The 24,076-nt window shown below is 46.5% G+C and carries 26 protein-coding genes and 1 other RNA gene; 18 read left to right on the top strand and 9 right to left on the bottom strand.

Annotation, left to right across the window (positions count from 1 at the left end; genetic code table 11):
* Positions 1 to 7: 7 nt before the first annotated feature.
* Both PHF32_01150 and PHF32_01145 read right to left on the bottom strand, forming a co-directional pair.
* Positions 8 to 877, bottom strand: coding sequence for a patatin-like phospholipase family protein (locus tag PHF32_01150; GenBank protein MDD4559338.1), 870 nt, complete (start codon positions 875 to 877; stop codon positions 8 to 10).
* Positions 874 to 1,224, bottom strand: coding sequence for a DUF5658 family protein (locus PHF32_01145; protein ID MDD4559337.1), 351 nt, complete (start codon positions 1,222 to 1,224; stop codon positions 874 to 876). Before PHF32_01145 ends, PHF32_01150 begins: the two co-directional genes overlap by 4 nt.
* Positions 1,225 to 1,640: 416 nt before the next feature.
* Between PHF32_01145 and recJ the strand changes: the two genes are divergently transcribed.
* From recJ to tsaB, 12 genes are all read left to right on the top strand, one after another.
* Positions 1,641 to 3,362: a single-stranded-DNA-specific exonuclease RecJ gene (gene recJ, locus PHF32_01140; GenBank protein ID MDD4559336.1), complete on the top strand. Its 1,722-nt coding sequence runs from the start codon at positions 1,641 to 1,643 to the stop codon at positions 3,360 to 3,362.
* Between the two features lie 3 nt (positions 3,363 to 3,365).
* On the top strand, positions 3,366 to 4,178 hold the full coding sequence (locus tag PHF32_01135) for a hypothetical protein (protein ID MDD4559335.1): 813 nt from the start codon (positions 3,366 to 3,368) through the stop codon (positions 4,176 to 4,178).
* The gene (gene lnt, locus PHF32_01130) at positions 4,162 to 5,655 is read left to right on the top strand and encodes an apolipoprotein N-acyltransferase (GenBank protein MDD4559334.1); all 1,494 of its coding nucleotides are present in this window, start codon (positions 4,162 to 4,164) and stop codon (positions 5,653 to 5,655) included. The genes PHF32_01135 and lnt overlap by 17 nt, the downstream gene beginning before the upstream one ends.
* A complete protein-coding gene (locus PHF32_01125; GenBank protein ID MDD4559333.1) occupies positions 5,652 to 6,029 on the top strand; it encodes a MerR family transcriptional regulator in 378 nt (125 codons plus the stop codon). The genes lnt and PHF32_01125 overlap by 4 nt, the downstream gene beginning before the upstream one ends.
* Before the next feature lie 3 nt (positions 6,030 to 6,032).
* Entirely contained in the window at positions 6,033 to 6,887 is an 855-nt protein-coding gene (locus PHF32_01120) for a glycine--tRNA ligase subunit alpha (GenBank protein MDD4559332.1), read from the top strand.
* Positions 6,884 to 7,555 carry a hypothetical protein gene (locus PHF32_01115; GenBank protein MDD4559331.1) on the top strand — a complete coding sequence of 224 codons (672 nt, stop codon included), beginning with the start codon at positions 6,884 to 6,886 and terminating at the stop codon, positions 7,553 to 7,555. Before PHF32_01120 ends, PHF32_01115 begins: the two co-directional genes overlap by 4 nt.
* On the top strand, positions 7,552 to 8,337 hold the full coding sequence (locus tag PHF32_01110) for an N-formylglutamate amidohydrolase (GenBank protein ID MDD4559330.1): 786 nt from the start codon (positions 7,552 to 7,554) through the stop codon (positions 8,335 to 8,337). The genes PHF32_01115 and PHF32_01110 overlap by 4 nt, the downstream gene beginning before the upstream one ends.
* 164 nt (positions 8,338 to 8,501) lie before the next feature.
* Complete coding sequence (locus PHF32_01105) at positions 8,502 to 8,879, top strand: desulfoferrodoxin (protein MDD4559329.1); 378 nt, start codon at positions 8,502 to 8,504, stop codon at positions 8,877 to 8,879.
* 24 nt (positions 8,880 to 8,903) lie between these two features.
* Positions 8,904 to 9,500: a rubrerythrin family protein gene (locus tag PHF32_01100; protein ID MDD4559328.1), complete on the top strand. Its 597-nt coding sequence runs from the start codon at positions 8,904 to 8,906 to the stop codon at positions 9,498 to 9,500.
* Positions 9,501 to 9,516: 16 nt separating this feature from the next.
* Positions 9,517 to 9,657, top strand: coding sequence for a rubredoxin (locus tag PHF32_01095; protein ID MDD4559327.1), 141 nt, complete (start codon positions 9,517 to 9,519; stop codon positions 9,655 to 9,657).
* 79 nt (positions 9,658 to 9,736) lie between these two features.
* Entirely contained in the window at positions 9,737 to 10,189 is a 453-nt protein-coding gene (locus tag PHF32_01090) for a ferritin family protein (protein MDD4559326.1), read from the top strand.
* Positions 10,186 to 10,863 (top strand): tRNA (adenosine(37)-N6)-threonylcarbamoyltransferase complex dimerization subunit type 1 TsaB, encoded by a 678-nt coding sequence (gene tsaB / locus PHF32_01085; protein MDD4559325.1) that lies wholly within the window; start codon positions 10,186 to 10,188, stop codon positions 10,861 to 10,863. Before PHF32_01090 ends, tsaB begins: the two co-directional genes overlap by 4 nt.
* Positions 10,864 to 10,875: 12 nt before the next feature.
* Here tsaB and PHF32_01080 read toward each other — a convergent pair whose 3' ends face one another.
* From PHF32_01080 to PHF32_01070, 3 genes are read right to left on the bottom strand one after another with little or no spacing between them, the layout of a single operon-like run.
* Positions 10,876 to 11,778 (bottom strand): AEC family transporter, encoded by a 903-nt coding sequence (locus tag PHF32_01080; protein ID MDD4559324.1) that lies wholly within the window; start codon positions 11,776 to 11,778, stop codon positions 10,876 to 10,878.
* The gene (locus PHF32_01075) at positions 11,775 to 13,271 is read right to left on the bottom strand and encodes an inorganic phosphate transporter (GenBank protein ID MDD4559323.1); all 1,497 of its coding nucleotides are present in this window, start codon (positions 13,269 to 13,271) and stop codon (positions 11,775 to 11,777) included. Before PHF32_01075 ends, PHF32_01080 begins: the two co-directional genes overlap by 4 nt.
* Before the next feature lie 6 nt (positions 13,272 to 13,277).
* Positions 13,278 to 13,922: a DUF47 family protein gene (locus PHF32_01070; protein MDD4559322.1), complete on the bottom strand. Its 645-nt coding sequence runs from the start codon at positions 13,920 to 13,922 to the stop codon at positions 13,278 to 13,280.
* A 476-nt stretch (positions 13,923 to 14,398) separates the two neighbouring features.
* Between PHF32_01070 and PHF32_01065 the strand changes: the two genes are divergently transcribed.
* The 5 genes from PHF32_01065 to rnpB all read left to right on the top strand — a co-directional run bounded on the left by PHF32_01065 (position 14,399) and on the right by rnpB (position 18,421).
* Positions 14,399 to 15,958 (top strand): AAA family ATPase, encoded by a 1,560-nt coding sequence (locus tag PHF32_01065; protein MDD4559321.1) that lies wholly within the window; start codon positions 14,399 to 14,401, stop codon positions 15,956 to 15,958.
* Positions 15,958 to 16,749: a threonine/serine exporter family protein gene (locus PHF32_01060; GenBank protein ID MDD4559320.1), complete on the top strand. Its 792-nt coding sequence runs from the start codon at positions 15,958 to 15,960 to the stop codon at positions 16,747 to 16,749. The genes PHF32_01065 and PHF32_01060 overlap by 1 nt, the downstream gene beginning before the upstream one ends.
* Before the next feature lies 1 nt (position 16,750).
* The gene (locus tag PHF32_01055; protein MDD4559319.1) at positions 16,751 to 17,203 is read left to right on the top strand and encodes a threonine/serine exporter family protein; all 453 of its coding nucleotides are present in this window, start codon (positions 16,751 to 16,753) and stop codon (positions 17,201 to 17,203) included.
* Between the two features lie 17 nt (positions 17,204 to 17,220).
* Entirely contained in the window at positions 17,221 to 18,027 is an 807-nt protein-coding gene (locus PHF32_01050) for a phosphohydrolase (protein MDD4559318.1), read from the top strand.
* A gap of 35 nt (positions 18,028 to 18,062) precedes the next feature.
* An RNA gene (gene rnpB / locus PHF32_01045) (RNase P RNA component class A) lies at positions 18,063 to 18,421 on the top strand.
* Between the two features lie 25 nt (positions 18,422 to 18,446).
* Here rnpB and PHF32_01040 read toward each other — a convergent pair.
* The 4 genes from PHF32_01040 to PHF32_01025 all read right to left on the bottom strand — a co-directional run bounded on the left by PHF32_01040 (position 18,447) and on the right by PHF32_01025 (position 21,901).
* A complete protein-coding gene (locus tag PHF32_01040) occupies positions 18,447 to 18,770 on the bottom strand; it encodes a heavy metal-binding domain-containing protein (protein MDD4559317.1) in 324 nt (107 codons plus the stop codon).
* An 87-nt stretch (positions 18,771 to 18,857) separates the two neighbouring features.
* The gene (locus PHF32_01035) at positions 18,858 to 20,165 is read right to left on the bottom strand and encodes a replication-associated recombination protein A (GenBank protein MDD4559316.1); all 1,308 of its coding nucleotides are present in this window, start codon (positions 20,163 to 20,165) and stop codon (positions 18,858 to 18,860) included.
* Between the two features lie 3 nt (positions 20,166 to 20,168).
* Complete coding sequence (locus tag PHF32_01030; GenBank protein MDD4559315.1) at positions 20,169 to 20,636, bottom strand: ferritin family protein; 468 nt, start codon at positions 20,634 to 20,636, stop codon at positions 20,169 to 20,171.
* Between the two features lie 17 nt (positions 20,637 to 20,653).
* The gene (locus PHF32_01025) at positions 20,654 to 21,901 is read right to left on the bottom strand and encodes an ABC transporter permease (GenBank protein MDD4559314.1); all 1,248 of its coding nucleotides are present in this window, start codon (positions 21,899 to 21,901) and stop codon (positions 20,654 to 20,656) included.
* A 459-nt stretch (positions 21,902 to 22,360) separates the two neighbouring features.
* On the opposite strand from PHF32_01025, the gene PHF32_01020 reads away from it, so the two are divergent.
* The gene (locus PHF32_01020) at positions 22,361 to 24,031 is read left to right on the top strand and encodes a formate--tetrahydrofolate ligase (protein MDD4559313.1); all 1,671 of its coding nucleotides are present in this window, start codon (positions 22,361 to 22,363) and stop codon (positions 24,029 to 24,031) included.
* Positions 24,032 to 24,076: the final 45 nt, after the last annotated feature.

The following is a 24,076-nucleotide window of genomic DNA, read 5'->3' as shown; positions in this document are numbered from 1 at the left end:
AAAGGCCTCAGCGGTTTTTGTGCACAAGACGGGATAGTAACTGCTCGTAGCTGTCCCGCAACCTGAGCGCAAAGCCAGGTTCAGAATGATCTTTGAAAGCATTTACGGCCTGTTCATAGCCAAAATCAAAGAATTCTCTAGCCTTTTTCAGGTCTGTGAAGCCCAGTTGCGGCTGATGTGCATCGATGATGATGTCCGGTTTATGGTTTATGATGGATTGAATAGCCATGAAACCTTGGTTTTGCATCAGGGATTGCATAAACACATTATAATGCAATAGCTTTCTTGGAGTCCTGGCTTTACTCGGGATGTAATGCTCTGCTTTGTTTGCCACATGCGGCAACACGTTTACTGCAATCGTAATTTCCCCCGGTAATCCGTCAACAAAGGCAAGAGGTAAGGGATGAGAGACTCCACCGTCCACAAACTGATAGTCGCTCATCGCGTGAGGAGCAAAGATGAAGGGCAGAGAACTGGAAGCACGCATGGCGTCTGCCAAAGAGCCGCTATCGATCAGGATAGTCGCTTGCCGATTGAGGTCATACGCTACAGCAATGTAGGGAATATCCGTATCCTCTATTCTGCGGCCATCGGTCCATTCTGCAAATTTCTTCAGGATGGTCTTACCGTCGAAAATCCCGCTGCGAGAGAAATCCAGATTGAGGGGATTGAAAAGCTCTCTGGTGGATACATCTTCTGCCAGACCGAGCATTTCTTCTGCTTCCAGACCGCAGGCGAGACAGCCTCCGATGATCGCACCCATGGAAGTGCCGATCACAGAACTGATCTCGTACTGTTCCTTAATCGCCTTAATTACACCAATATGGGCCAAGCCGTAAGCAGAGCCTCCACCCAGTATCAGAATGGCCTTTTTCATATATCTCTCCTTTTATGGATCCTGCGATGCACTCTGTAATTATGAATCACAACTGCCAAAAAGACCATATTGCTAACCAGAAGCACAATGTTTATGGTAAATACATCGTGGCAGGAGTAATAGATCATGGCAGGAATAAGTATCGCTAGTAAAACAAGCTTAAAAATGATGATCCCACGGGGTAAGCCCATCTTGCGAAACGCCCAGCGTGCCACCGGATTTCGCTCTCGATAGTAATAGTGAGGCCACATCACGAGATATGTGGAATGAGCATCAAAGCCGTTCAGCAGTACAAATGCAGCGAGTAGCGGCCAAAATAGCTTTGTGGAATAAAGTATATCTATCACGCATATTCCTTAGTAGATTAATTCCATAGTGTATTAGATCATACTTTGCTGTTACCCAGAATCTGGCAAGAGAAATCATGTTGCATATGTCGATATTGATTGGGTAGGTATGCTCACCTGCCCCACGCTGCCGGATTCTTCTACGGATTATCCAGATAAAGCATACAGAAATTGTAAATTCAATAGATCATAGGGATTATAATACTGTGTCTATTGTCCTGAATAGCATTTTCGCATGGACGTCCCATACGGCTCAAATTAGTCCTTTACAAGATTTGACTGCCTCAATTTAATGACATTTAATGAGGTGTGGAATCTGCATCGAACATTGAAGATAGTATAAAAGAGATCATAATCGATCACCGGATCACTCCTCCAAGATATTGAGAATAAATAAAATGAATAAAGGATAAAGCATGGACAAAAAGTGGCTCATCCCACCTGGTCTGAATGCTGAGGATGTTGAGGCCGTACGGAGCATAGCTACAGAGTTGAAAGTTGGCGATCTGATCGCAGAACTTCTATATCGTCGTGGCTTGCATCGAGCGAAGGACATCTATGATTTCTTCAATCCCGATCTCTCCCAAATAACCGATCCTTATCTGTTTGAAGAGATGGAGATTGCCGTAGAACGTATTTTGGCAGCAGTGGACAAGAAGGAGCTAATCACCATATACGGAGATTACGATGTGGATGGCACTACTGCCACCGCACTTCTGTACCTGGGTTTAAAACGCATCGGGGCAAACATCGATTTTTACATCCCCCACCGTATGATAGACGGTTATGGACTGTCTTTGGGCAGTCTGGATCAACTACGGGAAAACGGCAGCAAGTTGATCATCAGTGTGGATTGCGGTGTAAACGCCATGGAAGAGATCAAGGCTATTTCGGACTTGGGAATGGAGATCATCATCACTGACCATCACAATCCTAAAGCTGAACTACCTCCAGCATTGGCAACCATCAATCCAAAGATCCCCGGTTGTAAATACCCCTTCCCTCATCTTGCCGGAGTGGGTGTTGCATACAAACTCTTGATGGCGATCTACAAGAAACTGGGCATCGATGGCACAGAGAATGTGTTGAAGTATATGGACTTGGTTGCTGTAGGTACGATTGCGGATATCGTTCCCTTGATCGGAGAGAACCGCATCTTTGCCTCCATCGGGCTACAACACCTCATCGAGATGAAGAACCTGGGATTGAACGCCCTTATTCAACTCTGCGGTTTAAATCAGAAAACTCTGGATACCACAGATATCGTGTTTGGCATCGCTCCTCGGATAAATGCCGCGGGACGAATGGGAAGCGCCGCTTTGGCGGTGGAGCTGCTGATCTCCACCGATGAAGTACACTCCATGGAACTGGCTGAGATGATCGAACGTGATAATTCCCTGCGTCAACAGGAAGATCAGAAAACCTTCCATGAAGCCTGCGAGATCATAGAGAAGAAATATAAGAATATGGGCAATACTCCTTGCATGATTGTGTCTTCAGACGATTGGCATCAGGGTGTGATCGGTATCGTGGCCTCCAAGCTGGTGGAAAAGTATTACCGGCCTGTAATCATGATCTCCTTCAAAGATGGTTTTGGCAGCGGCTCTGGTCGCTCTGTAGCAGATTTTGATCTCTTTTCTGCCTTGCAGCATATCGAACACAATCTGCACAGTTTCGGTGGTCATAAATACGCAGTGGGACTTACCATATATCAGGAATACCTGGATCGTTTTGAGAATGAGCTTTCCCGCTATGTAGCGGACAATCTGCAATTGGATCAGATCCAGCCTCCCTTGGTAATCGATCATGAGATAGAGCTTTACGACATCAATGAATACCTTCTGGACAGCCTGGAGCGATTTGCCCCCTTTGGGCCAGAGAACCTGCGTCCCACCTTTATGACGCGCAATGTAAGCGTGGCAAATTATCCGTATAACGTCGGCCGAAACCACTTGAAGCTGAAAGTGGTCAAGGATGGAGTCGCTTTGGATTTGATCGGATACAATCTAGGCGATTACCTTACTCTACTGAAAAAGAATAGCATCATAAACATCGCCTACACACTGGAATACAATAGATTTGGCAACAAATCGTCGATCCAGGGGAAACTGAAAGACCTGCAAATATTAGGAGCGTGAGAAATGAGAAAGATAAGCTTTCTTCTGCTACTTGTCTTATTGGGCTGCTCGGCCTCCAAAAAAGGCCTCCCCAGGGAAATAAGCACATTCACTCTGTTTGATACCATTAGTTTCGAAGAAACTGTGCAAAAGGCTTATTATCACCCCGGTACGAAGACAGTTTATGCCATGCAAACCGGGAGTCAGGAAATTGTCTTTTGGCGCAACGGCAAGCGTCAAAACGCCATTGGTGGATTGGGAAACCAAGCTACAAACTTTCGCAGTTTGGCAGATTTTACCATGTCACAGGATGGCAGCATCTTCGCACTGGATTCTGTAGCTAGAGTGATAAAAAAGTTCAATCCCGATGGGAAACTGATCGGGGATATGGAACTGAGCTATGTGCAACAACCCACGAAACTGGCTCTGGGAAACAGCCAGAATGTCTTTGTTTACGATGCGGCCGGATCAGAGATCATCGCCTATGACTTGCTGGAAGGAGCTGAACTGTACCGCTTCGGCAAGTTCGAATTGAGCACCGTACATATGCTGTACGCAAATAAAGATTATGTGGTGGCTTACGACGATACCAAAGGGGAAAACACGCTGTTCTCCAGTTTGGGGCAGATGATCTCCAAAGATAGCGGACAATTGGTGTATGACCTCTACAACAATGCTATTGGCTTGAATGACGAGGCACTTATCAGCAAGATGAGTTCGGCATGGCTGCCAATGACTGGCGAAGTGGGGCTGATGACTATCTGTGGTGATACTATTGCGATTGTGGTAGGCAAACAAGTGCGTTTGTTGAAACTGGATTATGCTGAGGTTCTTTAAAACCTTCTACTTGCCCCTGATTGCAGGGATTCTGTTAAGCCTGTCCCGGGTTCCATTGTACTTGGGCTGGCTTGTGTTCGTGGCGTTTGTGCCACTGTTGTATTACTTTAAGCAAGGCAAGCATACATTAAAACAAAACCTGATCTCCGCTATGTTGTTCTGTTTGGTGCAGATTTTGGTGGTTTTCAACTGGATTGGTTTGGTTACTCTGCTCGGATTGGTGGGAATATGGCTGATCTTTTCAGTGTATTATCTAATCACTTTTTTGGTTATCGAACAGGTGTGGCGCAAATCCCAGGCACTTGCCTACCCGATCTTTGTAACCGCCATCATCAGCTTTGAGTATCTGCAAAACTTTGGCGAAATGCGCTTCCCATGGTGGAACATAGGCTACTCCCTAGCGGATTACACTACTCTTTTGCAAGCTTTGGATTTGGGTGGATTGAGCCTGCTAGCTCTGTTAGTGCTTAGCATCAATTATTTAGTTTATCAGCTTACTCTGGGCAAACGCAGAGCAATCTTTCCCATAGTCGTGTGCTGTATAGCCTGGTATGCGTACGGCCAATACCGCCTGCTCACCTTGCCTCTAGAGAAGCAAAGCCAAAGAATCAGCGTGATGCAGCCATCCATAGAGCAAGATGAGAAATGGGATATCGAGAAATACCGGGAAATTATTGAAGTATATCGGGAACTAAGTGCGCAAGCTTCTAAAAACGGAACTCAACTGCATATCTATCCCGAAGCAGCCATCCCGGACTATCTGATGTATTCAGAGCAAGCCCACACAGATCTGACCAGCATTATAGACGCAAATCAAATGAGCATTTTCACCGGCTTTCCCCATGTGGAACAAGCTCCTCCGGAACATCCTCAATCCCATTACTATTACAATGCTGCCGCTCTTTTTCACCCTTATCGACATGAACCCAAACTGTTCTACAAAAACATCCTGGTTCCGGTGGGTGAAAGAATGCTGTGGTTGGATCATTTCCCCTTTTTGTGGAAGCTGCAGTTTGGTCAGGCAAATTGGGAGTTTGGCACCACCATCCCTCGTTATGAATATGACGGTATGGAGTTCACTCCCTCCATATGTTACGAATTGGCCTTCCCGCATTTTATGCAGCGGGCAAATTTCAACTCCCGTAAAGCAGATTTTCATGTGAACATCACGAACGATGCTTGGTTCGGAACCTCATACGGCCCATGGTTGCATGGCATGATGAGTAAATTTAGGGCAATCGAATCTCGCATACAGATTTATCGTAGTGCCAATACCGGTATTTCCATGATCGTAAATCCAAAGGGAGAGATTATCAGCTCGGCCTCATTGTTTGAACGTACCAACATTAACGCGGAGCTCTACACATGTGCCGATACGCCCTTATATCATAGAATCTATCCTTACCCCTGGATATTTGTGTGCCTTACGGCAGTCCTTACCATCTATAGCTTCATTATTCCAAGGAGAGGCCTATGACCAAGCATTATTACAGTATTGGCGAAGTAAGCAATCTGTTGGATGTCAAACCTCATGTTTTACGCTATTGGGAAGTAGAGATTCCCGCCATCCGCCCCAAAAAGAGCGGACACAAACGCCGTTACAATCTGCAGCAAATTGAAACCCTGAAGAAGATCAAGGACATGCTATACAACCAACACTATACTATTGAGGGAGCCAAGCAGAAGCTGAGATTGGATAAAGAACTGCGGCAAGAGCTACGCGAAGAAGCGGTGGCCAAGCAGAGACTAAAAGTGGATGCGGCCTTGCCGGCAATTGCAAAAGAACTGATGGACTTAAAGAACGGTCTCATTCAACTGAAGAAAGAATGTAGAAAATTAGCAGGAAAATAACAAATGGAATTTCAACGTATAATCCAATGCCTTCAAGAATTTTGGGCGGGAAAGGGCTGCAACTTGATTCAGCCATACGACATCGAAATGGGTGCCGGAACCTTTCATCCGGCCACTTTCTTTGGCGCTTTAGGAAATAAAGACACCGCCATCGCCTATCCCCAAGCCTGCCGCAGACCCAAAGACGGACGTTATGGGGACAATCCTAATCGCTTTCAGCATTATTACCAGTTTCAGGTGATCATCAAGCCCTGCCCGGACGACATCCAGAATCAGTATCTGAAGAGTCTTCAAGCTATTGGTATCGAATTGGAGAAACATGATATTCGCTTTGTGGAAGACGATTGGGAGTCTCCTACCCTGGGCGCCTGGGGCTTGGGTTGGGAAGTATGGTTGGATGGCATGGAGATATCACAATTCACATATTTTCAACAAGTCGGCAGTGTGGATGTATTCCCAGTTCCGGTGGAGCTGACATATGGTTTGGAGCGCTTGGCGATGTATATTCAAGATGTCTCAGATTATCGAGAGTTGGATTACAGTGCCAAAAGCAAATATGCGGACTTATATTATCACAAAGAACTGGAATACTCTGCCTACAACTTTGAGTATGCGGACACCGCTCTCCTTTTTGATTTGTTTACAAAATACGAAACCGAGTGCCAGAGACTAATCCAGGGGGGGTTGGTATATCCCGCCTACGATATGCTTCTGAAGAGCTCTCACACCTTCAACCTGCTGGATGCCAGAGGCGTGATCAGCGTTACTGAGCGTGCTGCCTACATCGGCAGAATCCGCAATCTGGCAAAGATATGTGCCACCACCTACATGGCAAAGTATTGTAAGGAGGAAAAATGAACCATCCTTATGGCGGTTTGCTGAATGCACTCAGCAATATCCAGGATCGCTTGATCCAAGTAAACGTGTACAAAGACCTCTGGGGCAGTTACAACTCTGTAGTAATCCTGGACGAGGATCCTGACGGCTGGCTGCTGAAGCTGACTCCTTTGGCCAAATATATCCACAAGCATAGATTGAATTTGCCCCTGATAATCAATCGCCGTTTTATCCAGTATTCTCTGGATTCCTATCCGCTTGAGTTCATCAACATAGTTAGCAGCCAACACATGAATCTGATGCAGAAAGAGGACTTGCTTTCAAATCTGAAAATAGTGCCTTCCGATGTTCGTCTGCAAATGGAGCGCGAGTTCAAGAGTAAATGGCTCCTTACTCGCCAGATTGTTTTGGAAGGCCGGATGAACAGCCGCAATCTGCGAGAGACTCTGCACATTTCCATTCGAGCGTTGATTCCCGCATTTAAAGGCTTCTTCTTCCTGGCAAATCAGACATATCCTCAGAGCCGCAAAGATCTCTTTGATCAAGCTGCTTTGATCACCAAGATCGATTTGAACGCCCTGGGTATTTGGCTGGAAAACAGCATTATAGAACTTGCCGATATAGAACGATATCTGGCAATCCTGCAAAAACTTATGGAATTGATGGAGACATATCCCATAGACGTATGATTCAGTGTAAATACAATCTTGGAGACAGCAAAAAGCCAGTTCTGGCACTTGCAATTCACAATGGACATCGGATTCCTGAGGCCATGAAACCTTATACAAGCATAAGCGCTTCAGACCGCTTTCGTGAAGAGGACCCTCATACCGGGCTTTTCGCTGCCTTATTTGAAAACCACTTGATAGTGGAAACCAGCCGTTTTGCCGTGGATCTGAACCGGGGACTGGAGAAATGCGTATATCTGAAGCCAGAAGATGCCTGGGGCTTGGAAACCAGAATTGGAACGATGCCTGATCCTTTGTACAAAGACTTGCTCGGTTCTTATACTGATTGGTACAACACTCTCATCTATCAGGTGAACAGATTGTTGAACATCCACCCCTTTCTATTTGTGCTGGATATTCACAGCTTCAACCACCGCCGTGGTGGAGCAGATGCAGAACCAGATCCCCAGATTGATAATCCTGATATCATCCTGGGGCGCAGCAATATGCCCCAAAAGCTCTACCCCTTGGTGGAAGATTTACGAGAGAGGTTGAAGGGGAAAGACTTCTTGGATTCTCAACTGGATGTCCGCTGTGATGTGAAATTCCCCGGTGGACAATTGCCCCGCTTTCTCCATGAACGTTATCCCGATCGAGTACTCTGCATCGCCGTGGAGTTTAAAAAGATATTTATGGACGAATGGACAGGGAAGCTAGATCCCGTCGCCATGCATGACTTACAAGAAATCTTTGTATCAGTAGCCCAAGGGTGGATCCGGGATCAATATTCCAAAATCACCTAACAGTAATACTATTACCTGCCTGTTTGAGAATGGAACAGCGCCTGCAAAAGGCTATACTGCCCATTTTTAACGTCAATAGGTTACTCTCTCGTCAAGTTTCTTATTGACAAAAGAAACTAAGCATAAGATACTTGGTACATGGACTTAAAACCATGGAGGTAAAGATGATTACATTACGTCAAGTATGGCATTGCCCAATATGTGGAAATACAGTAGAAGCTGTATATGGTGGTCAAGGTGAATTGGTATGTTGTGGCGAGCCGATGAAGCTATTAAAAGAGAATGCTGTGGACGCAGCCAAAGAAAAGCACGTTCCTGTCGTAAGCGACTTGGGTAACTCCATCAGGGTCGAGGTAGGTTCTGTACCTCATCCGATGGAAGAGAAGCACTATATTGTTTTTGTGGAAGTACTTACAAAGAAGAAAGTATATCGTCACGAGTTCAAACCCGGAGAAGCTCCCGTAGCGGAGTTTCCGGTTAAGAAAGCCGAAGTGGAATCAGTACGAGAGTATTGCAATCTGCATGGCTTGTGGAAAGCATAAAAAGAAACACCTGGAGGTAGATAAATGTCCTTTAAAGATAGCAGAACTGCAGAAAACCTAATGAAATCATTTGCTGGAGAGTGTCAAGCCAGAATGCGCTATGAGTACTCTGCCAAGACTGCAAAGAAAGAAGGCTTTGAACAAATTTCCAATATCTTTGTGGAAACAGCTTTAAACGAAAAAGAACATGCCAAAGTATTCTTCCGCCACTTGTTAAAAAACGGCATTGAAGGCGAGATGATCAACATCACCGCCTCATATCCCGTGGGCTGGAGCGAGACCGAAGAAGGCACGATCAAGAATCTGGATTATGCCGCCAAGGGTGAAAACGAAGAATGGACCGAGCTCTATCCCATGTTTGCAGACATCGCCGAGGAAGAAGGCTACAAAGATATCGCCCTATCTTGGAGGATGGTATCTAAAGTTGAGAAAGAACACGAGAAGCGCTTCCGAATACTCTATAATAACGTGAAAAACCTGAAAGTGTTCAAGAAGGACGATAAAGTATTTTGGAAATGTCTAAATTGCGGTTATATTCATGAAGGGGATACAGCTCCCAAGGTGTGTCCCGTGTGTAATCACCCGCAAGCATATTTTGAACTACATATAGAGACATACTAAATCCTGGAGGATATCAATGCAAAAGTATCAATGCATCGCCTGTGGCTGGATTTACGATCCCGCTGAGAACGACAACATACCGTTTGAACAACTTCCTGAAGATTTTGTTTGCCCAGAATGCGGTGTCAGTAAAGACATGTTCGAACCACTTGATTAACAGATCCTTTAACGCCGGGAAGCTAACAACCTTCCCGGCATTTGCTTATTAATCCTTCCTGGTCCTATGTCGAGGAGTTATGACAATCCCTGAATTCAATGAAATCTTGGATTTTGCCGTTGAACGCGAGCAAGCAGCAGTATCATTCTATAGAAAACTGCAACAACAAAGCAAATTTGCCGATCAAAAGGAGATGCTCAAGGAACTGGAACAGATGGAGATGGGGCATATAGTGGTTATTGAGAGCATTCGTAAAAAGGGCGTGAAAGCCGAAGATATCCAAAAAACCAGAAACCTGAAGATCAGCGAATACTTAGTAAAAGAACCGGATGAAAAGGAACTGAGCTACCAAAGCATCCTCATCCAAGCTATGAAGCGCGAAGAAAGCTCTTTCAAGCTATACTCCGAGATGAGCCTGAAGTTCACCGATGAGGAAATATCCACTCTCTTTCGCAGATTGGCCTCCGATGAAGCCAAACACAAGCTGCATTTTGAAATACTATACGACGAGTTTATCAGCAAGGGAAATTGAAACTAGCATTAGACTGCTCTCAGAGCTCCGGATCCATCGCCCTCAGCGATAAGGAACGCATTTTATATAGCGCTTTCTTTGATATCCGCATCACTCACAGCGAGACCCTGATGCCCGTATTGGATGCTGCGATGAAATTGTGCGGTTACCAGCCTCAAGACATCGAGGAGATATATGTCTGTCTTGGTCCGGGATCATTTACCGGACTGCGTATAGGCCTTTCCACAGCAAAAGGTATTGCTTTTGCCCACAATCTCCGGGTACTCGCTTTCAGCTCTTTGGAATTAACCGCTCTGCCTTGCGTTATCAGCGGAAAGAATATACTGAGCCTGATCGATGCCAAAATGAAAGAAGTATACTTGGCGGGATTCGATGAACGGTTGCAGCCCACCATTCCCCCCTGTGTGATCTCACCGGGGGATATTGTCAATTATAAGATCCAGGATTATATCCTCACCGGCAGCGGAACTGGAGCGGTGGCCTCAGTCCTTCAATCTGCAAACATCGAAGCCTTCATTGCCCCGGTCTATCTCCATCATCCCAAAGCGGAACTACTCTTTGAACTGGAGCAGTACACCCACCCAAAGATATATCAAGGCAAAGACTTAGCTGATCTGGAACCACTATACATCCGTGATAGCACTGCCCAGATCAAGCATAAGGCAAAAAGTTAGATCCTTCCTGTATCAACCGAACCAATATATCAATAATGGCACATAAAACAGCGCTATTATTATTGAAAAGCTCACCATCGTTGCAGCAAACTCCCGATCCATGTTCTCCAGATTCGCAAAAATCAAAGTGTTAAAACCAATCGGAAGTGCCGAACACACGATCACTGTAGTAGCGGTAAGCTCTTGCAATCCAAAGATTAAAGCCAGAAGCCAACCGATTCCCAATCCCAAACCCATGCGGATGAAGATCGCCAAAAATGCTTTGCCAATGTTCTTTCTGCGAGGTGCAAAGTACAAACCCAAGGCAATCATTACCAAAGTTGTAGTTGGCTGCCCAATCAGGTTCAAAACATTCACTGACACCGGATTTAGTTTGAATCCCAGGACTTTTATCAGCAAAGCAATCAGCATGGCATAGAGTGGCGGAAGCTTCAGGAATTTACCCCAGGCAATTTTGTCGGTATGGGCATTGTCACCATATTTGATGGCGTTAAAATAGGTAAACGTGAATATCATGAAGGTGTTGCCGATGTCAAACAGCGACGCCCTGGCCAGACCCTCATCGCCAAAAGCTGCATGAAAGAGGGGTAGAGCATAGGCGGTATTCATTATCATCGTGCCCACCAAAAAGCTTCCGAACATCGGTCTGGGAAGCTGCATTGCCTTGTTTGCCAGAGTGGATACCATGTACATCACCATCACCACTATCATGGCAAAGACAGGGATGAATAACATCTCTGCACTTACCTGAACATTGTATATTGCCAGGATAGTAAGGGCTGGCAGACTGATGTTCAATACAAATTTAAGCAGGATGGGGGCATCATCTTTGCTCAACATTCGCAGTTTCTTGACGCTCACTCCCACAAAGAATGCTACTATCAGCGGAACTATCTTTTCTACAAATGGATTCATCTCTTCTTGCTTTTATCTTCTATGGCAAAAGCCCTGTACAATATATTCAGTTTACCTTCCAATATCTGGTTGTGGTTTTTTTCTCTCTCAGACGCAGCTTCTTCGTAATACTCAAATTCCTGCTCTTGTGCCAGATCTGCATCCAGTTGCCACTTGTGATTGTATGTGCGTTCATTGATGGCCTCCAGGCGGGCCAGTTGTGCAGTACTGAAGCTTTTATCCATACCAGTTGCCATCAGTTTGTCATAATCCACTTTTAACCGATGGATCTCTGCCAACCGGATGATGCGAATAATCTCGTCTCTTCCCAGGCTGCGCTGTGCACTCAACTCCTGGTAGATCTCTCGTTCAGTAGTAAATGTCCTGCCGTTCACAGTTGATAAGCAAGAAATATCGAAGCCTTCTTCAGAAATCTTGGTAATAGATTTTCGATCAAATATATAGCGCGTATCCTGATACACTTTTTGTTCAAAGACATTTTGAATGATGAAGAGCAGAATAAAGCTGATGAGCGCCGCCAAAACCGGAGCCGCAATCCAGGCCAAAGAAATTCGCCCCAGGATGTTGTAACGGATGTTTTTTCCGCCCTTGGCTAAACCGATACCCACAACAGCGCCCACAATCACTTGCGTGGACGATACCGGAACCAGAGGAATGGTGGGTAAGCCGCTGTTCAAGAGAATATTGTAGAGTCCGCGGGATGCAAAAATGAACAACACAATAGCTTCCGCACTAAGAGCAACCAAGGCTGTGATCGGAGACAGATGAAAGAGATCCTTGCCCACTGTTCGCATCACTTTGTGAGAGTAGGTGTAGATTCCCACCACTATAGACAATGCGCCCAAAAGATATAGTTGCTGCAGTCCCGAGATTGTTATCTTGCTGCTCAGCACCAGATCCTTGAAGGGAGACACCGGAACAAATACTCCCACTACGTTCGCGATGTTGTTCGCCCCCAAAGAATAAGCGCCAAATGCACCTACTACGATCAGGGCATAACGGATCATGAGATCCTGTACCAGCAAATGCGTGCGCGATCTGTTTATAATGGGCTTTACCAGATGGAACAGGATAGCGGCGATACTCGCTGAAAGCACAAAGGCCATCACCCAGGATGAAGCGATGGTAATGAGCGACGAATAATCTGTGAGCCTGCCCGTAAACAGATTCCAGCCGATGATCGCTCCCACAATGGTTTGAGATGTAGATACCGGAATGCCGATGCGCACGATCAGCGTAATGGTCAAAGCTGCTGCCAAGGCCACTGTAAACGCCCCGCCCAGGGCATCCATAGAGCCCAATCTGCCCAGAGTATTCGATGGTCCACTGCCCTCAAACACTGCTCCCAAAGTAATGAAGATTGCAGCAATAAGAGCAGCTTTCTTGAATTTCAGCATGCGGGTTTCCACTGCAGCACCGAAGATGTTGCCGGTATCGTTAGCTCCCAGCGACCAACCCAAGAAAAGTCCGCTTAGCAGGTAGAAAAAGAACATGCTGGCTTACAACTGCCGTTTAATAGTGTAGATGGATAGCCGGTCACACACATTCTGGGCAGCGTCAGAGATCTTTTCGATGTGAATGGCAAAGAAACGCAATTGACTCTTGCGGGATAGTTCGATTTCCATGCCAAATATCTGCCGGCGCAAACGCTCTCCGATGTGATCCGCCTCACGCTCGAAGAAATAGACTTTGTGAATGTAATTGTTCACTGCTGAAAGATCCCGGAAAAACGACCTCACTGCATACACCAGTTGCTCCACCGCTGCCACTGAAGCTCTGGTGGTCTGCATCCACAAATCGTTCAATTCAGAGGGAATATGAGGAAGCTCAATGGAAAACTGCAACAGGGAATCCTTGATGTTGTCTATCACTTCATCGGTGTTTTCCAAGATTGCCAACACATCCCCCCTGTTCTCTGGAATCAGGGTACGTTCATACAGGAATCGTTCGATACTTACTCTCAAGTCATCTGCGCGATGCTCATAATCGCAAATCTGCGTCAAGCGCTCTTCAAACTGCTGTGTGCGTCCCTCCAGATAGTCCTCCACAGCCAGTTGAAAAGTAGTCGCGGAATCACTAACGATGTCCAGAAAAGTATCTATCTGAGATTCTACGAATCGGGTGGTTTTTAGTAGCAGGGCCATGATCTCACCTTCTATAACAATTTCATCTATATTGCAATATATACCTAAGCTGTTTTTTGTCAAGCAATTCAGTTGCCTCACGATTATTATCCAAAAGGATCATAAGCCGTAGTTGAGTCGATGGTCTGGTTGGTTCTTTTTCTGAAAGAAAAGGTATATGAGTACATTACAGGCGGACGCCGTTCCGCCTTTATTAATGTGTAAGCGATGTTATACTCATGCAATTTCAGCGCTACAGCGAGCACCGGCACAGTTCAGCCAGTTTTCTTCTTCTTTCCTCCTCTGCGCTATCTATACTTGAACCTGATATTATCGAGTTATCATCGAGTGAACACAGGATCACAACACCTTTATATCAGCTTCGGCATAGCTTTGGTTTAAGAGTCGTCTCGATGCTTGTTCCTGTCCACAAATTCCTTTTTACCTTGACACCAAGCGGCAATATCCAAAAATGCAACAAAGGATTGAAAAGAAAGATGAATAAACAGCAGAACCGGCTCTTGGGGCTGGATAAGATTTATGAATTGATCTCAGTTCCCGGTGATTTCTTTGAAGCGGTAAAACGTCAAAAACTGAGCTCCGTATACCATGAACCTCTCGAGATCATTGAGGCATACCGGAGACGGGAATGCTTCATAGCGGAGCTTAGTCACGATTCTGAAGCGAAATGGAACAATCTGCTGGCTCATTTTATGGATTTTAATCTTTCCATATTCAAAAAAGGTAATCCTGCCATCCACGAGCTTTACGAGCTAAAGAGCTTCATCTATCATTACGACGCCCTCAAAAAGTATGCTGAGTCCCACAAAATTGCTGCTTATGATCTGCCGGATTTGGAAGGACTTTTTGTGCTTTTGGATCCTGAAGGCGGCAGAATCCCCTCTTTCCGGTTATCCCCGTTGTATAGTAAAGCCCTGCAGAATATGGTCAAGCGCAGGAATGAGCTGAACAGAAGGCTGAAACACAGCCGCAAAGAATTCTTGAATGAAGCCCAAAGTAAACTGGGTATAGACAACTTAAAAGACGAGTTTGTGCTCTCCCGCAATCAGCAGAATCTGATCCTAAAAATCCAAAACAGCATCTACTTCACGCTAAGTCGCGAAAGCATCAGCAACTTGATCTTTATTTTGGCGGACAATCCGGAAACAAACGGCATCAAGAAAGAACTCGCAGCATTGGCAAAAGAGATCGAAAGTGAGGAATACAGCATATTGAAACGCTTGGGAGAAGAAGTATCGCAGCAATATGATTTATTAAAGCGTGCTCTTGCTAGCGTAAAAGAACTGGGATGGGATTTCTCTCTGGCTGCTTTTGCTCGCCGATACCGCTGTTGCATTCCCAAAATATCGGATCACATCTCCCTAAAGCAAGCCCGTAATCTGCCTTTGGAACTGGCAGTCCTTAGCCGTAAACGCAGTTATCAAAAGTTGAACCTGGATTTTTCCACCAATGCAAACCTGATCACCGGACCAAATATGGGTGGGAAAACCAGCATCCTGAAATGTCTGGCTCAATGCGCCATTTTACTGCGTTTTGCCATCCCCCTGCCTGCAGAACAAGCTACACTGCCCATCTATGATTTCGTATATTACAACCATGCCTCAGAAGCTGAAGACCTCTCTTCTTTCGGCTATGAACTGGTGGCATTCTGCAGCGCTCTGAACAAGGAAGGACGCGGATTGTTCCTTCTGGATGAATTTGCCAAAGGAACCAATCCCCGGGAAGGTGAAGCTCTTGCTGCTGCAGTTATTACGTATCTATCGAACAGCAGACATACCACCATTGCTGCCACCCACTTCACTGCTCCTGCCCTGTTAAGAGGAATCCGACAATATCAGATCAAGGGCATTGATGCCGATGCCGAACAAAGTATGTGCGAGGATCTGAACGAGCGCCTGCGTAAGCTTTCTCAAGCTATGGACTACAGCCTGGTGCATTTGAAAGCAAACCGAAAACCTCCGATGGACGCCATCAGGATAGCCTCCATTCTGGGTATGCCGAGAGAAATCCTGGATTTGGTGAAAGAGCAAGAATAATGGGAAAGACAAGCCTGCAGCAATGTATGAAACTGGCCCTGGAAACGGGTCGCATCATCCTGGAAAGCGGTGGTGCCACAAACCGGGTGGAGCTGATGATCCACAAAGTGTGCATTGGTTTGGGTTTTCCGGATTGTGAGTCTTTTGTAACTCCCACCGGCATCTTTCTTTCCATCAGCGACAAAGATGAGGAACTGAGCACAAGTATAAAGCGTATAGACCATCGCCGCATGGATTTGGGTAAGATCACAGAAATCAGCCGGGTGGTCAATTGTCTTCATAGCGGACTCTGTGATCAAGAGCTAATGGGACTATCCAAAAGCGAATACTTTGCTCGTGAGTTGCAAAGAATCCAAGCCGAAAAAACATACCCCATGTGGCTTACCAATCTCAGCGGCGCTTCAACCAGCGGTTTCTTTTGTTTGCTCTTCGGAGGTTCCTGGAGCGAATTTGCAGCAGCTTTTATCATGGGCTTTTTGGTAAGTGCCAGCTTGAAATACATCTCCAGATTGCCGGTAAACAACTTTCTGCTCAATGCCCTGGCAGCAGCTTTGATAGTATTGATCAGTAAAACTATGGATATCTTCATTCCCTTTATCCGCCTGGATTACATCATCATCGGCGGCATCATGATTCTGGTGCCTGGTTTGCAGATAGTAAACGCCATCAGGGATACCATGAGCGGAGATCTGGTGGCCGGAACAGCGCGGGGAGCGGAAGCCATCATCATCACCATCGGCATTGTTGCTGGCAGCGGTGCCATGATAAAACTATGGGAATTGTGGTCTTGATATGCGCCCTTTCGACAGTCTTACTTTGATGCAGTTCTGCTGGGCATTTCTGGCAATATTGGGCTTTTCCCTACGTAGCAACCTGCGTGGAATGCGGGTTTTCTTTACTGCTCTGGGGGGTGCTGTCTGCTGGGCAAGCTATTTGATTATACACTACTACTCAAAGTCGATGTTGCTTTCTGTGTTTCTGGCAATTATCTTAGTATGTATCTATTCGGAAGTGGTAGCCAGATTGTTGAATACTCCCGTCTCGGTGTTCGTTATCTGCGTAATCATCCCCCTAGTTCCAGGGCGCAGCCTTTATTATGCGATGAGTGCCTACATAAGCGGGAAATCTGCCCAAGCCTCAGGTTTGATCTTTGACACCCTGATGATCTCCGGAACCATTGCGATCGCCATTGCGATAGTTGCGTCTGCTACCCAGCTCTGGATCAAGAAGATACAGCGTAAATAACATGGAGAATGTAAACAATGAATAAATCTGTTAAACAGCAGCAACTTGAGAAACGCATCTTGGGATTACTCTCCGGTAAAGCCTTGAAGGTTGCCGAGATAATCTTTGAAGATCACGAGATCCAAGCTCTGCAAGAATATGCCAACATAGTATCGATTAAGCGACTGGGTTACAACGATCATGGCCCGGTTCATATGCGTAAAGCCACTCTGAATGCCATCAGGATGTTTCAGTTGCTCAATGACGCCGGCATTCAAATGAATCTGGAAAAAGAACATGTAGGAACGGCTGATGATTCATTGGTAGGAGTGATCCTGGCATCTTTATTACACGACCTTGGCATGAGCATAGCCCGGGACAGCCATGAATTCCTCAGCATCCAGATCGCAACCCCATTCATCGATAGGGTTCTCAGCAGTATTCACAACGCTGATGAGTACAATATAAAGGCGGCCATACGCTCGATCACCATTGAAGGAATCTTCGGACACATGGCCACACATAAAATACACTCTTTGGAAGCCGGATTGGTGCTGATCGGTGACGGCAGCGACATGGAGAAGGGTCGCGCCCGAATCCCCGCTATGCTCTCTCAAAAAGCGCGCCCCGGTGATATTCATCGCACTTCCGCCTCTGCCATCCAAAAAGTGAAGATACACAAAGGAGAGGAAAAACCGATCCGGATCGAGGTGGAGATGTCTGCGTCGGTAGGCTTCTTCCAAGTGGAAGAGGTATTTTTCCCAAAGATCAACATCAGCCCGATAAAACCATATATAGAGCTGTTTGCCGGTGTTACCGACCGGGAAAAGCTACGCTATCTATGAACTATAAAGCATTTACATATTGTGATATTATAGCCGCGGGAGTGAAAGATGTCTGCTGTGCCCCAAAAGCACAGAGGAAAGTCCGGACACCATGGGCAGGATACTTCCTAACGGGAAGCTGCAGCAATGCAGAGCAGCTCCACAGAAACAAACCGCACAGTGCCAATTTGGCGCTGTGTAAGGGTGAAATGGTGGTGTAAGAGACCACCGGTGCCATTGGTGACAGTGGCAGCCAGGAATGCCTTATCCGGTGCAATGCCAAATAGGGAAGCTATGGTGTGCCCACACCGCTTCCGGGTAGGCAGCTAGAGCCAAAGCGAGAGTTTTGGCCCAGAGGGATAGACATCGGTCCCCCCGGGGATTACAGAATCCGGCTTATTGAGCTCCCGCGCTTGTTATCACTTACTTTACAGAAGGCCTTATTGGATCGCCTCAATCGTTACGGCAGTTCCGGATGCAGATACCATTAGCATACTCTGTCCCACTACCTCATAATCTATATCGACTCCCACTACAGCGTTGGCGCCCATTTGAGACGCCAAGTGCTTCATCTCCCCCAAGGCCGCATTTCTGCCTTCACGCAGCTTACTTTCGTAGGCCCCGCTACGTCCGCCGATGATATCCGTAATGGATGCCATCAGATCTCGAACAATATTCGCTCCCATGATGGTCTCTCCGGTTACTACATCATGATAACGGATAATCCTGAATCCTTCCAAACTAGGTGTTGTGCTTACTATCATTACTAGCTCCTTTGCATATAGTCTACGGGAAATCTATGTCCTTCCATTGCTTCAGTTTTCTTGAACATAGCACTATGGGTAAAGAACTTAACTTTCATCTCTCAGTTTCTTCCACCAGGCGATACGCTTGGCAATCTCGCGCTCAAAGCCAAATTCCCCCGGTTCATAATACAGTTCTTCATCCATCTTGTCCGGGAAGTACTTCTGATAGCTGTACTTGTTCTCAAAATCGTGATCATACTGGTAGTCTTTGCCGTAATCAAGTTCCTTCATCAGCTTGGTGGGAGCGTTACGAATATGTAATGGCACCCCATAGTGACTGGTCTTGCGCGCATCCGTTGCTGCTTTTTGATAGGCTACATCCAGGGCATTACTCTTGGGTGCGGTCGCCAGATATACTACTGCCTGAGATAGCGCTACACTTGCCTCAGGCATTCCGATAAAGAGCAGGGCGTCTTTTGCTGCTAAAGCTTGAGCCAAAGCCTGAGGATCGGCCAAGCCTACATCCTCGCTGGCAAAACGGATTATGCGGCGTACTATGTAGCGGGGATCTTCTCCGGCTTCCAACATTCGTGCCAGCCAATACAATGCGGCCTGTGGATCACTACCCCGCATGGATTTGTGCAAAGCGGAGATCAGGTTGTAGTGTTCCTCACGATTTTTGTCGTAAAACATGGTCTTTTTTGCCAAAGTTTTGGCTAGAACTTTGATCTGGGGATGCGGATTCTCTCTTAACCAATTCTGGATCAACTCCAGGTCATTCAGAGCCCGGCGCGCATCTCCCCCGCTATTGCCCGCCATCCAGCCTAGCACATTATCGTCCTCCTCCAACTTCAATTCCTGAAAGCCCTTGCGCAAGATCTCTTTGATGTCATCTTCCCCCAGCGCTTCCAGAACAAAAACATGGCAACGCGAAAGCAGGGCGGGTATCACCTCAAAAGATGGATTTTCCGTAGTAGCCCCGATCAGAATCACCGATCCGCTTTCCACAAAAGGCAGAAATGCATCCTGTTGAGATTTGTTGAAGCGATGGATTTCATCTATAAAAAGGATGCTTTGCTCTCCGCGGCTGCGATGGGCATAATCCGCATCGCGCATCACTTGTTTCACGTCATTGATCCCTGAAAGCACTGCGCTGAAATGGATAAAGCGATGTGGTGCAGACAGCTCGATGATCCTAGCTATGGTGGTCTTTCCGCTACCCGGTGGCCCCCACATGATGAAGCTCGAGTACTCATTGCCAGAGATCATCCTGGACAAGAGAGAATCCCCGCTTACCAGCTTTTCCTGACCCCGCAGAGCGTCCAGACTTCGTGGTCTCAGCTTCTCTGCCAAAGGGACCTTGCGATCCTTCTTTTCTCCTTCATCCAGAAAGTCAAATTGGTCTTTGCTCAAATCCTAGTATTCCATCAAACCGTTCAATTCAGACGGATCGAACCATTGCAGGATGCCATGCAGCTTTTCCAATTCGGCAAATAGCAGTTCTTTGTGGTGCAATTCTTCGGCAGCAAACTGCTTCAGCAGCGCTTTGGTACTCTCGTCCTCACTTTGTTCGGCCAGTTTCAAATAGATGTTTTGCGCCAGTTCTTCGCGTGACATTGCAAACTCCAGCACCTGCTTAGGATCTTCCAGCTTCACACCCTGAAGTTCCATGTTCAGGTCTTGCATCAGTTGCAGAGGTTTTCCAGGATATTCTCTGGCGTACAGCTCCCGAACCTTTTGTTCATGAATCTCTTCATACAAAAGTAATTGCGCAAAGAAATCCTTAGTTTCTTTGTGCTTGAAACTCTTTGCCAAAGCCTTATACAAGTTTTGAGAGCGGATTTCCGCTTCCACAGCAATGCGATAAGCTTCTTTTCTGTGCATTATAACCTCATTCAGTTTTATGCGTTGCGACGGATTAGTTCCACCGCGTTGATTTTACTTAAGCGGGATAAAGGCAGCAAGATACTTAACCAGGTAAGCAGATAAGACACCGCTATCACCAAAAGATAATCGCTTATCTGGATTTGGACAGGCAAAACAATCGCTTGATCCAATTTCACCAGAGCAGTCCGATCCTGGATGATCAAGAGCACGCTGCTGAGGATCAGCCCGATAATAATGCCAAGTGTGCAGAGCATAAACGCCTGCCGCAAAAAGAGCTGCCTTAGTTCTTTGTCCTTGTAACCCAAAGCTTTCAGCAGACCCAGCTCGCTCTTTTTGAAACTGATTGTCTTCAGCAGAGAACCGGTTAAGTTGAAACTGGCTATAATAAACATAAAAAGTAAGATGATAAACATCAGATACTTCTCAAAGCGGATAGCACCATATAAAGAAGCGTCAAAACTGCTCCAATCCTCAAGCTTATAATCCGGAAACAGCGGCTGCAACTTCTTCAGATGCATACGGCTGCGGGTGGGATCATCGCTGCGGATTTCTATGTAATCCACTTCGTCTGCATAAGCATTAAATCCTTGCGCAATCGCCCGTGGGACAAAACAATAGCTCTGATCATATTCCGGCATTCCAGCGCTGAAGATAGCCATCACCTCCACCACTTCTACCTTCGGCAATAGTCCAAAGGGAGTAGGGATATTGAAGATGGGAGAGATAATCTGTAGTTCATCACCCAGATATAGGCCCAATTCACCTGCCAATCCAGAACCGATGGCTATTCCCCGCTCCATGAATTCCGCTGAATCAAGACTTCCTGCCACAATACCGTGTAACGCAGTTCCGGATGCCTGATGCTGAAGAACCGGGCTAAGTTTCCGCTGCTTCTGAGCGTCGATACCAAAAACCAGGGCCGGAGCCATCTGATCTCCGTTCTTCAATAGCAATTCGCAGCGAACCACGCCCGCAGCATGATAACCTGCTACAGAAATGCGTTCTTCAAGTTGCTCATATCCCGCAATCGACTTCCCATCAGGTGCCGAAAGCCGCATTTCGGATAGGGTGCCGATGATGCGCTCCCGAATGTCTGCTCGAAAACCATTCATCACCGAACTCACGGTTATCAGCGCCATCACTCCCAGAGCGATACCACATAAAGTAAGAATGTGGCTGCGACTCACACCCAGGCGGCTTCTTCCACCCAGATATTTGCGTGCTAAAAAGGTGATGCTGGCATTACGAATAGGTTTCTTCATATCTGCAGATTTTTATAGACTGGATAAACCGTCAAGATACTTTTTGTATGGCTCGTCTGGATATATCTCAGGCGCATCGTCCTCGACAGATTTTTGCCCATCTGTAGTGCGAGCATCCCTGCCAAGCTCAATTATCGCAAGCTAAGCTGCCATCCTGGTGAACAGGCCATCCTGTGGTGTCATTAAACGCCAGGATGCCGTTTCCACACTACAGGGGGGAAACAAAATGGCAAGATGCCGTTTCCACACTAGTACCGCCTCTTGCGGGGCTATTCATCCTCCATACATTAAGCTGTATTGAAGCAGATATCATCGGGTTATCATCGAGTGACCACTGCTTGATAACAGCTTGATATTTGCTTCGACACGGCTTCAGCAACAGGCAGTCCCTGTAGTTTGCATTATCTACTGAAGCACTTAGATTGTATATAGTAATAAATAATCCACTGGGAGGCTCCCATGTTATCTGATCTAGAAATAGGACACCTTACCAAACTGAAGCCCATCGACGAGATTGCGGCCAAAATTGGGCTCAGCCCCCAAGATCTCGATCACTATGGTGATTATAAAGCAAAGCTACGCTATTCCGCCTTATTTGCAGCCGAGAACAATCCCATGGGAAAACTCATACTGGTTTCCGCCATCACTCCCACACCTGCCGGAGAGGGGAAAACCACAGTTTCCATAGGTCTTTCGCAAGCTCTCAATCGCATCGGGAAAAAATCAATTGTAGCTATTCGCGAACCTTCCCTGGGTCCAGTATTCGGCATGAAGGGCGGTGCAGCGGGTGGAGGATGGTCTCAGGTGTTGCCGATGGAGGACATCAACCTTCATTTTACCGGTGATTTTCATGCCATCACTGCCGCAAACAACACTCTGGCAGCTTTGGTGGACAACCACATCTACTTCAAAAACGAATTGCAACTGGATCCGCGTCGCATCACCTGGAAGCGTGTAGTGGACGTGAATGACCGCATGCTGCGTAAAATAGTAATCGGTTTGGGTGGCAGCAAACAAGGTTTTCCGCGGGAGGATGGTTTTGACATCACTCCTGCCAGCGAGATCATGGCGATACTGTGCCTATCGAACAACCTGGATGAGTTAAGGGAACGCATCGGCAATATCACCGTGGGATATTCATTCTCCGGAGAACCGGTAAAGGTGCATCAATTGGGCTTTGAGGGTGCGATAGCCGCGCTTTTGAAAGATGCTTTGAAGCCAAATCTGGTGCAAACCACGGAAAACACTCCCGCCTTTGTGCATGGCGGTCCTTTTGCCAATATAGCTCAGGGCGCAAACAGTATTCTGGCCACCAAGACAGCCATGCGCTTGAGCGATTATGTGGTAACTGAAGCCGGTTTTGGATTTGATCTGGGTGCGGAAAAGTTCTTTGACCTGGTGTGCAAGTACGGTGGATTCTGCACAAACGCAGTGGTATTGGTTGCCACCGTGCGTGCGTTGAAGATACATGGCGGAATGAAAGTAAAAGAGCTGAATGAACCCAATCCCAAGGCGGTCTCGGATGGGTTGGTAAACTTGGCGAAACATATGGAAAACATCACCAAATTCGGTATGAAGTCGATTGTCGCCATCAACCGTTTCTCCACCGACACCGATGAAGAATTGCAGATCGTTAAGGATTTTGTGCTAAAATCGGGTTCTGATGCCAGCGTGGTAGACTATTTTACCAAAGGCAGCGAAGGCGGCATCGAACTGGCGGAAAAGGTTGTGGATATTGTAGATAAAGACGTGTGCAAGTATCATGGCCTATACGAATGGGACAGCCCTGTGGAGGATAAAATCTTCACAATCGCCAAAGAGATCTACGGAGCCGAAAAAGTTGATTATAGCACTGAAGCAAAGAATGACCTGAAAAGGATAAATAAACACGGTTTTGATAAATTGCCCATCTGCATCGCCAAGACCCAGAAATCCTTGTCGGACAATCCTGATCTGATCGGACGTCCCAAAGACTTTCTGGTTACTGTGCGCGAGATCATAGTGGCAAGCGGAGCAGGATTCTTGATACCCATCACCGGTGAGATCATGCGCATGCCGGGACTGCCCAAAGATCCCAGCGCAAACACCATCAACGTAGAACACGACGGCAATATCATCGGTTTGTTTTAGATACCATCAACATACTTTGTTGAGGCGGGATTTTCGGGATCCCGC

The organism is Candidatus Cloacimonadota bacterium, from assembly GCA_028706475.1.
Taxonomy (GTDB): domain Bacteria; phylum Cloacimonadota; class Cloacimonadia; order Cloacimonadales; family Cloacimonadaceae; genus UBA5456.
Note: the sequence above shows the minus strand (reverse complement) of the source record. Positions and strands in the feature narration are given on the sequence as shown.

Excerpts from the sequence above, each read along its gene's own strand:
- PHF32_01150 (MDD4559338.1), bottom strand. The coding sequence starts at position 877 with ATGAAAAAGGCCATTCTGATACTGGGTGGAGGCTCTGCTTACGGCTTG.
- recJ (MDD4559336.1), top strand. The coding sequence starts at position 1,641 with ATGGACAAAAAGTGGCTCATCCCACCTGGTCTGAATGCTGAGGATGTT.
- PHF32_01135 (MDD4559335.1), top strand. The coding sequence starts at position 3,366 with ATGAGAAAGATAAGCTTTCTTCTGCTACTTGTCTTATTGGGCTGCTCG.
- lnt (MDD4559334.1), top strand. The coding sequence starts at position 4,162 with ATGCTGAGGTTCTTTAAAACCTTCTACTTGCCCCTGATTGCAGGGATT.
- PHF32_01125 (MDD4559333.1), top strand. The coding sequence starts at position 5,652 with ATGACCAAGCATTATTACAGTATTGGCGAAGTAAGCAATCTGTTGGAT.
- PHF32_01120 (MDD4559332.1), top strand. The coding sequence starts at position 6,033 with ATGGAATTTCAACGTATAATCCAATGCCTTCAAGAATTTTGGGCGGGA.
- PHF32_01115 (MDD4559331.1), top strand. The coding sequence starts at position 6,884 with ATGAACCATCCTTATGGCGGTTTGCTGAATGCACTCAGCAATATCCAG.
- PHF32_01110 (MDD4559330.1), top strand. The coding sequence starts at position 7,552 with ATGATTCAGTGTAAATACAATCTTGGAGACAGCAAAAAGCCAGTTCTG.
- PHF32_01105 (MDD4559329.1), top strand. The coding sequence starts at position 8,502 with ATGATTACATTACGTCAAGTATGGCATTGCCCAATATGTGGAAATACA.
- PHF32_01100 (MDD4559328.1), top strand. The coding sequence starts at position 8,904 with ATGTCCTTTAAAGATAGCAGAACTGCAGAAAACCTAATGAAATCATTT.
- PHF32_01095 (MDD4559327.1), top strand. The coding sequence starts at position 9,517 with ATGCAAAAGTATCAATGCATCGCCTGTGGCTGGATTTACGATCCCGCT.
- PHF32_01090 (MDD4559326.1), top strand. The coding sequence starts at position 9,737 with ATGACAATCCCTGAATTCAATGAAATCTTGGATTTTGCCGTTGAACGC.
- PHF32_01080 (MDD4559324.1), bottom strand. The coding sequence starts at position 11,778 with ATGAATCCATTTGTAGAAAAGATAGTTCCGCTGATAGTAGCATTCTTT.
- PHF32_01075 (MDD4559323.1), bottom strand. The coding sequence starts at position 13,271 with ATGTTCTTTTTCTACCTGCTAAGCGGACTTTTCTTGGGTTGGTCGCTG.
- PHF32_01070 (MDD4559322.1), bottom strand. The coding sequence starts at position 13,922 with ATGGCCCTGCTACTAAAAACCACCCGATTCGTAGAATCTCAGATAGAT.
- PHF32_01065 (MDD4559321.1), top strand. The coding sequence starts at position 14,399 with ATGAATAAACAGCAGAACCGGCTCTTGGGGCTGGATAAGATTTATGAA.
- PHF32_01060 (MDD4559320.1), top strand. The coding sequence starts at position 15,958 with ATGGGAAAGACAAGCCTGCAGCAATGTATGAAACTGGCCCTGGAAACG.
- PHF32_01055 (MDD4559319.1), top strand. The coding sequence starts at position 16,751 with ATGCGCCCTTTCGACAGTCTTACTTTGATGCAGTTCTGCTGGGCATTT.
- PHF32_01050 (MDD4559318.1), top strand. The coding sequence starts at position 17,221 with ATGAATAAATCTGTTAAACAGCAGCAACTTGAGAAACGCATCTTGGGA.
- PHF32_01040 (MDD4559317.1), bottom strand. The coding sequence starts at position 18,770 with ATGATAGTAAGCACAACACCTAGTTTGGAAGGATTCAGGATTATCCGT.
- PHF32_01030 (MDD4559315.1), bottom strand. The coding sequence starts at position 20,636 with ATGCACAGAAAAGAAGCTTATCGCATTGCTGTGGAAGCGGAAATCCGC.
- PHF32_01025 (MDD4559314.1), bottom strand. The coding sequence starts at position 21,901 with ATGAAGAAACCTATTCGTAATGCCAGCATCACCTTTTTAGCACGCAAA.
- PHF32_01020 (MDD4559313.1), top strand. The coding sequence starts at position 22,361 with ATGTTATCTGATCTAGAAATAGGACACCTTACCAAACTGAAGCCCATC.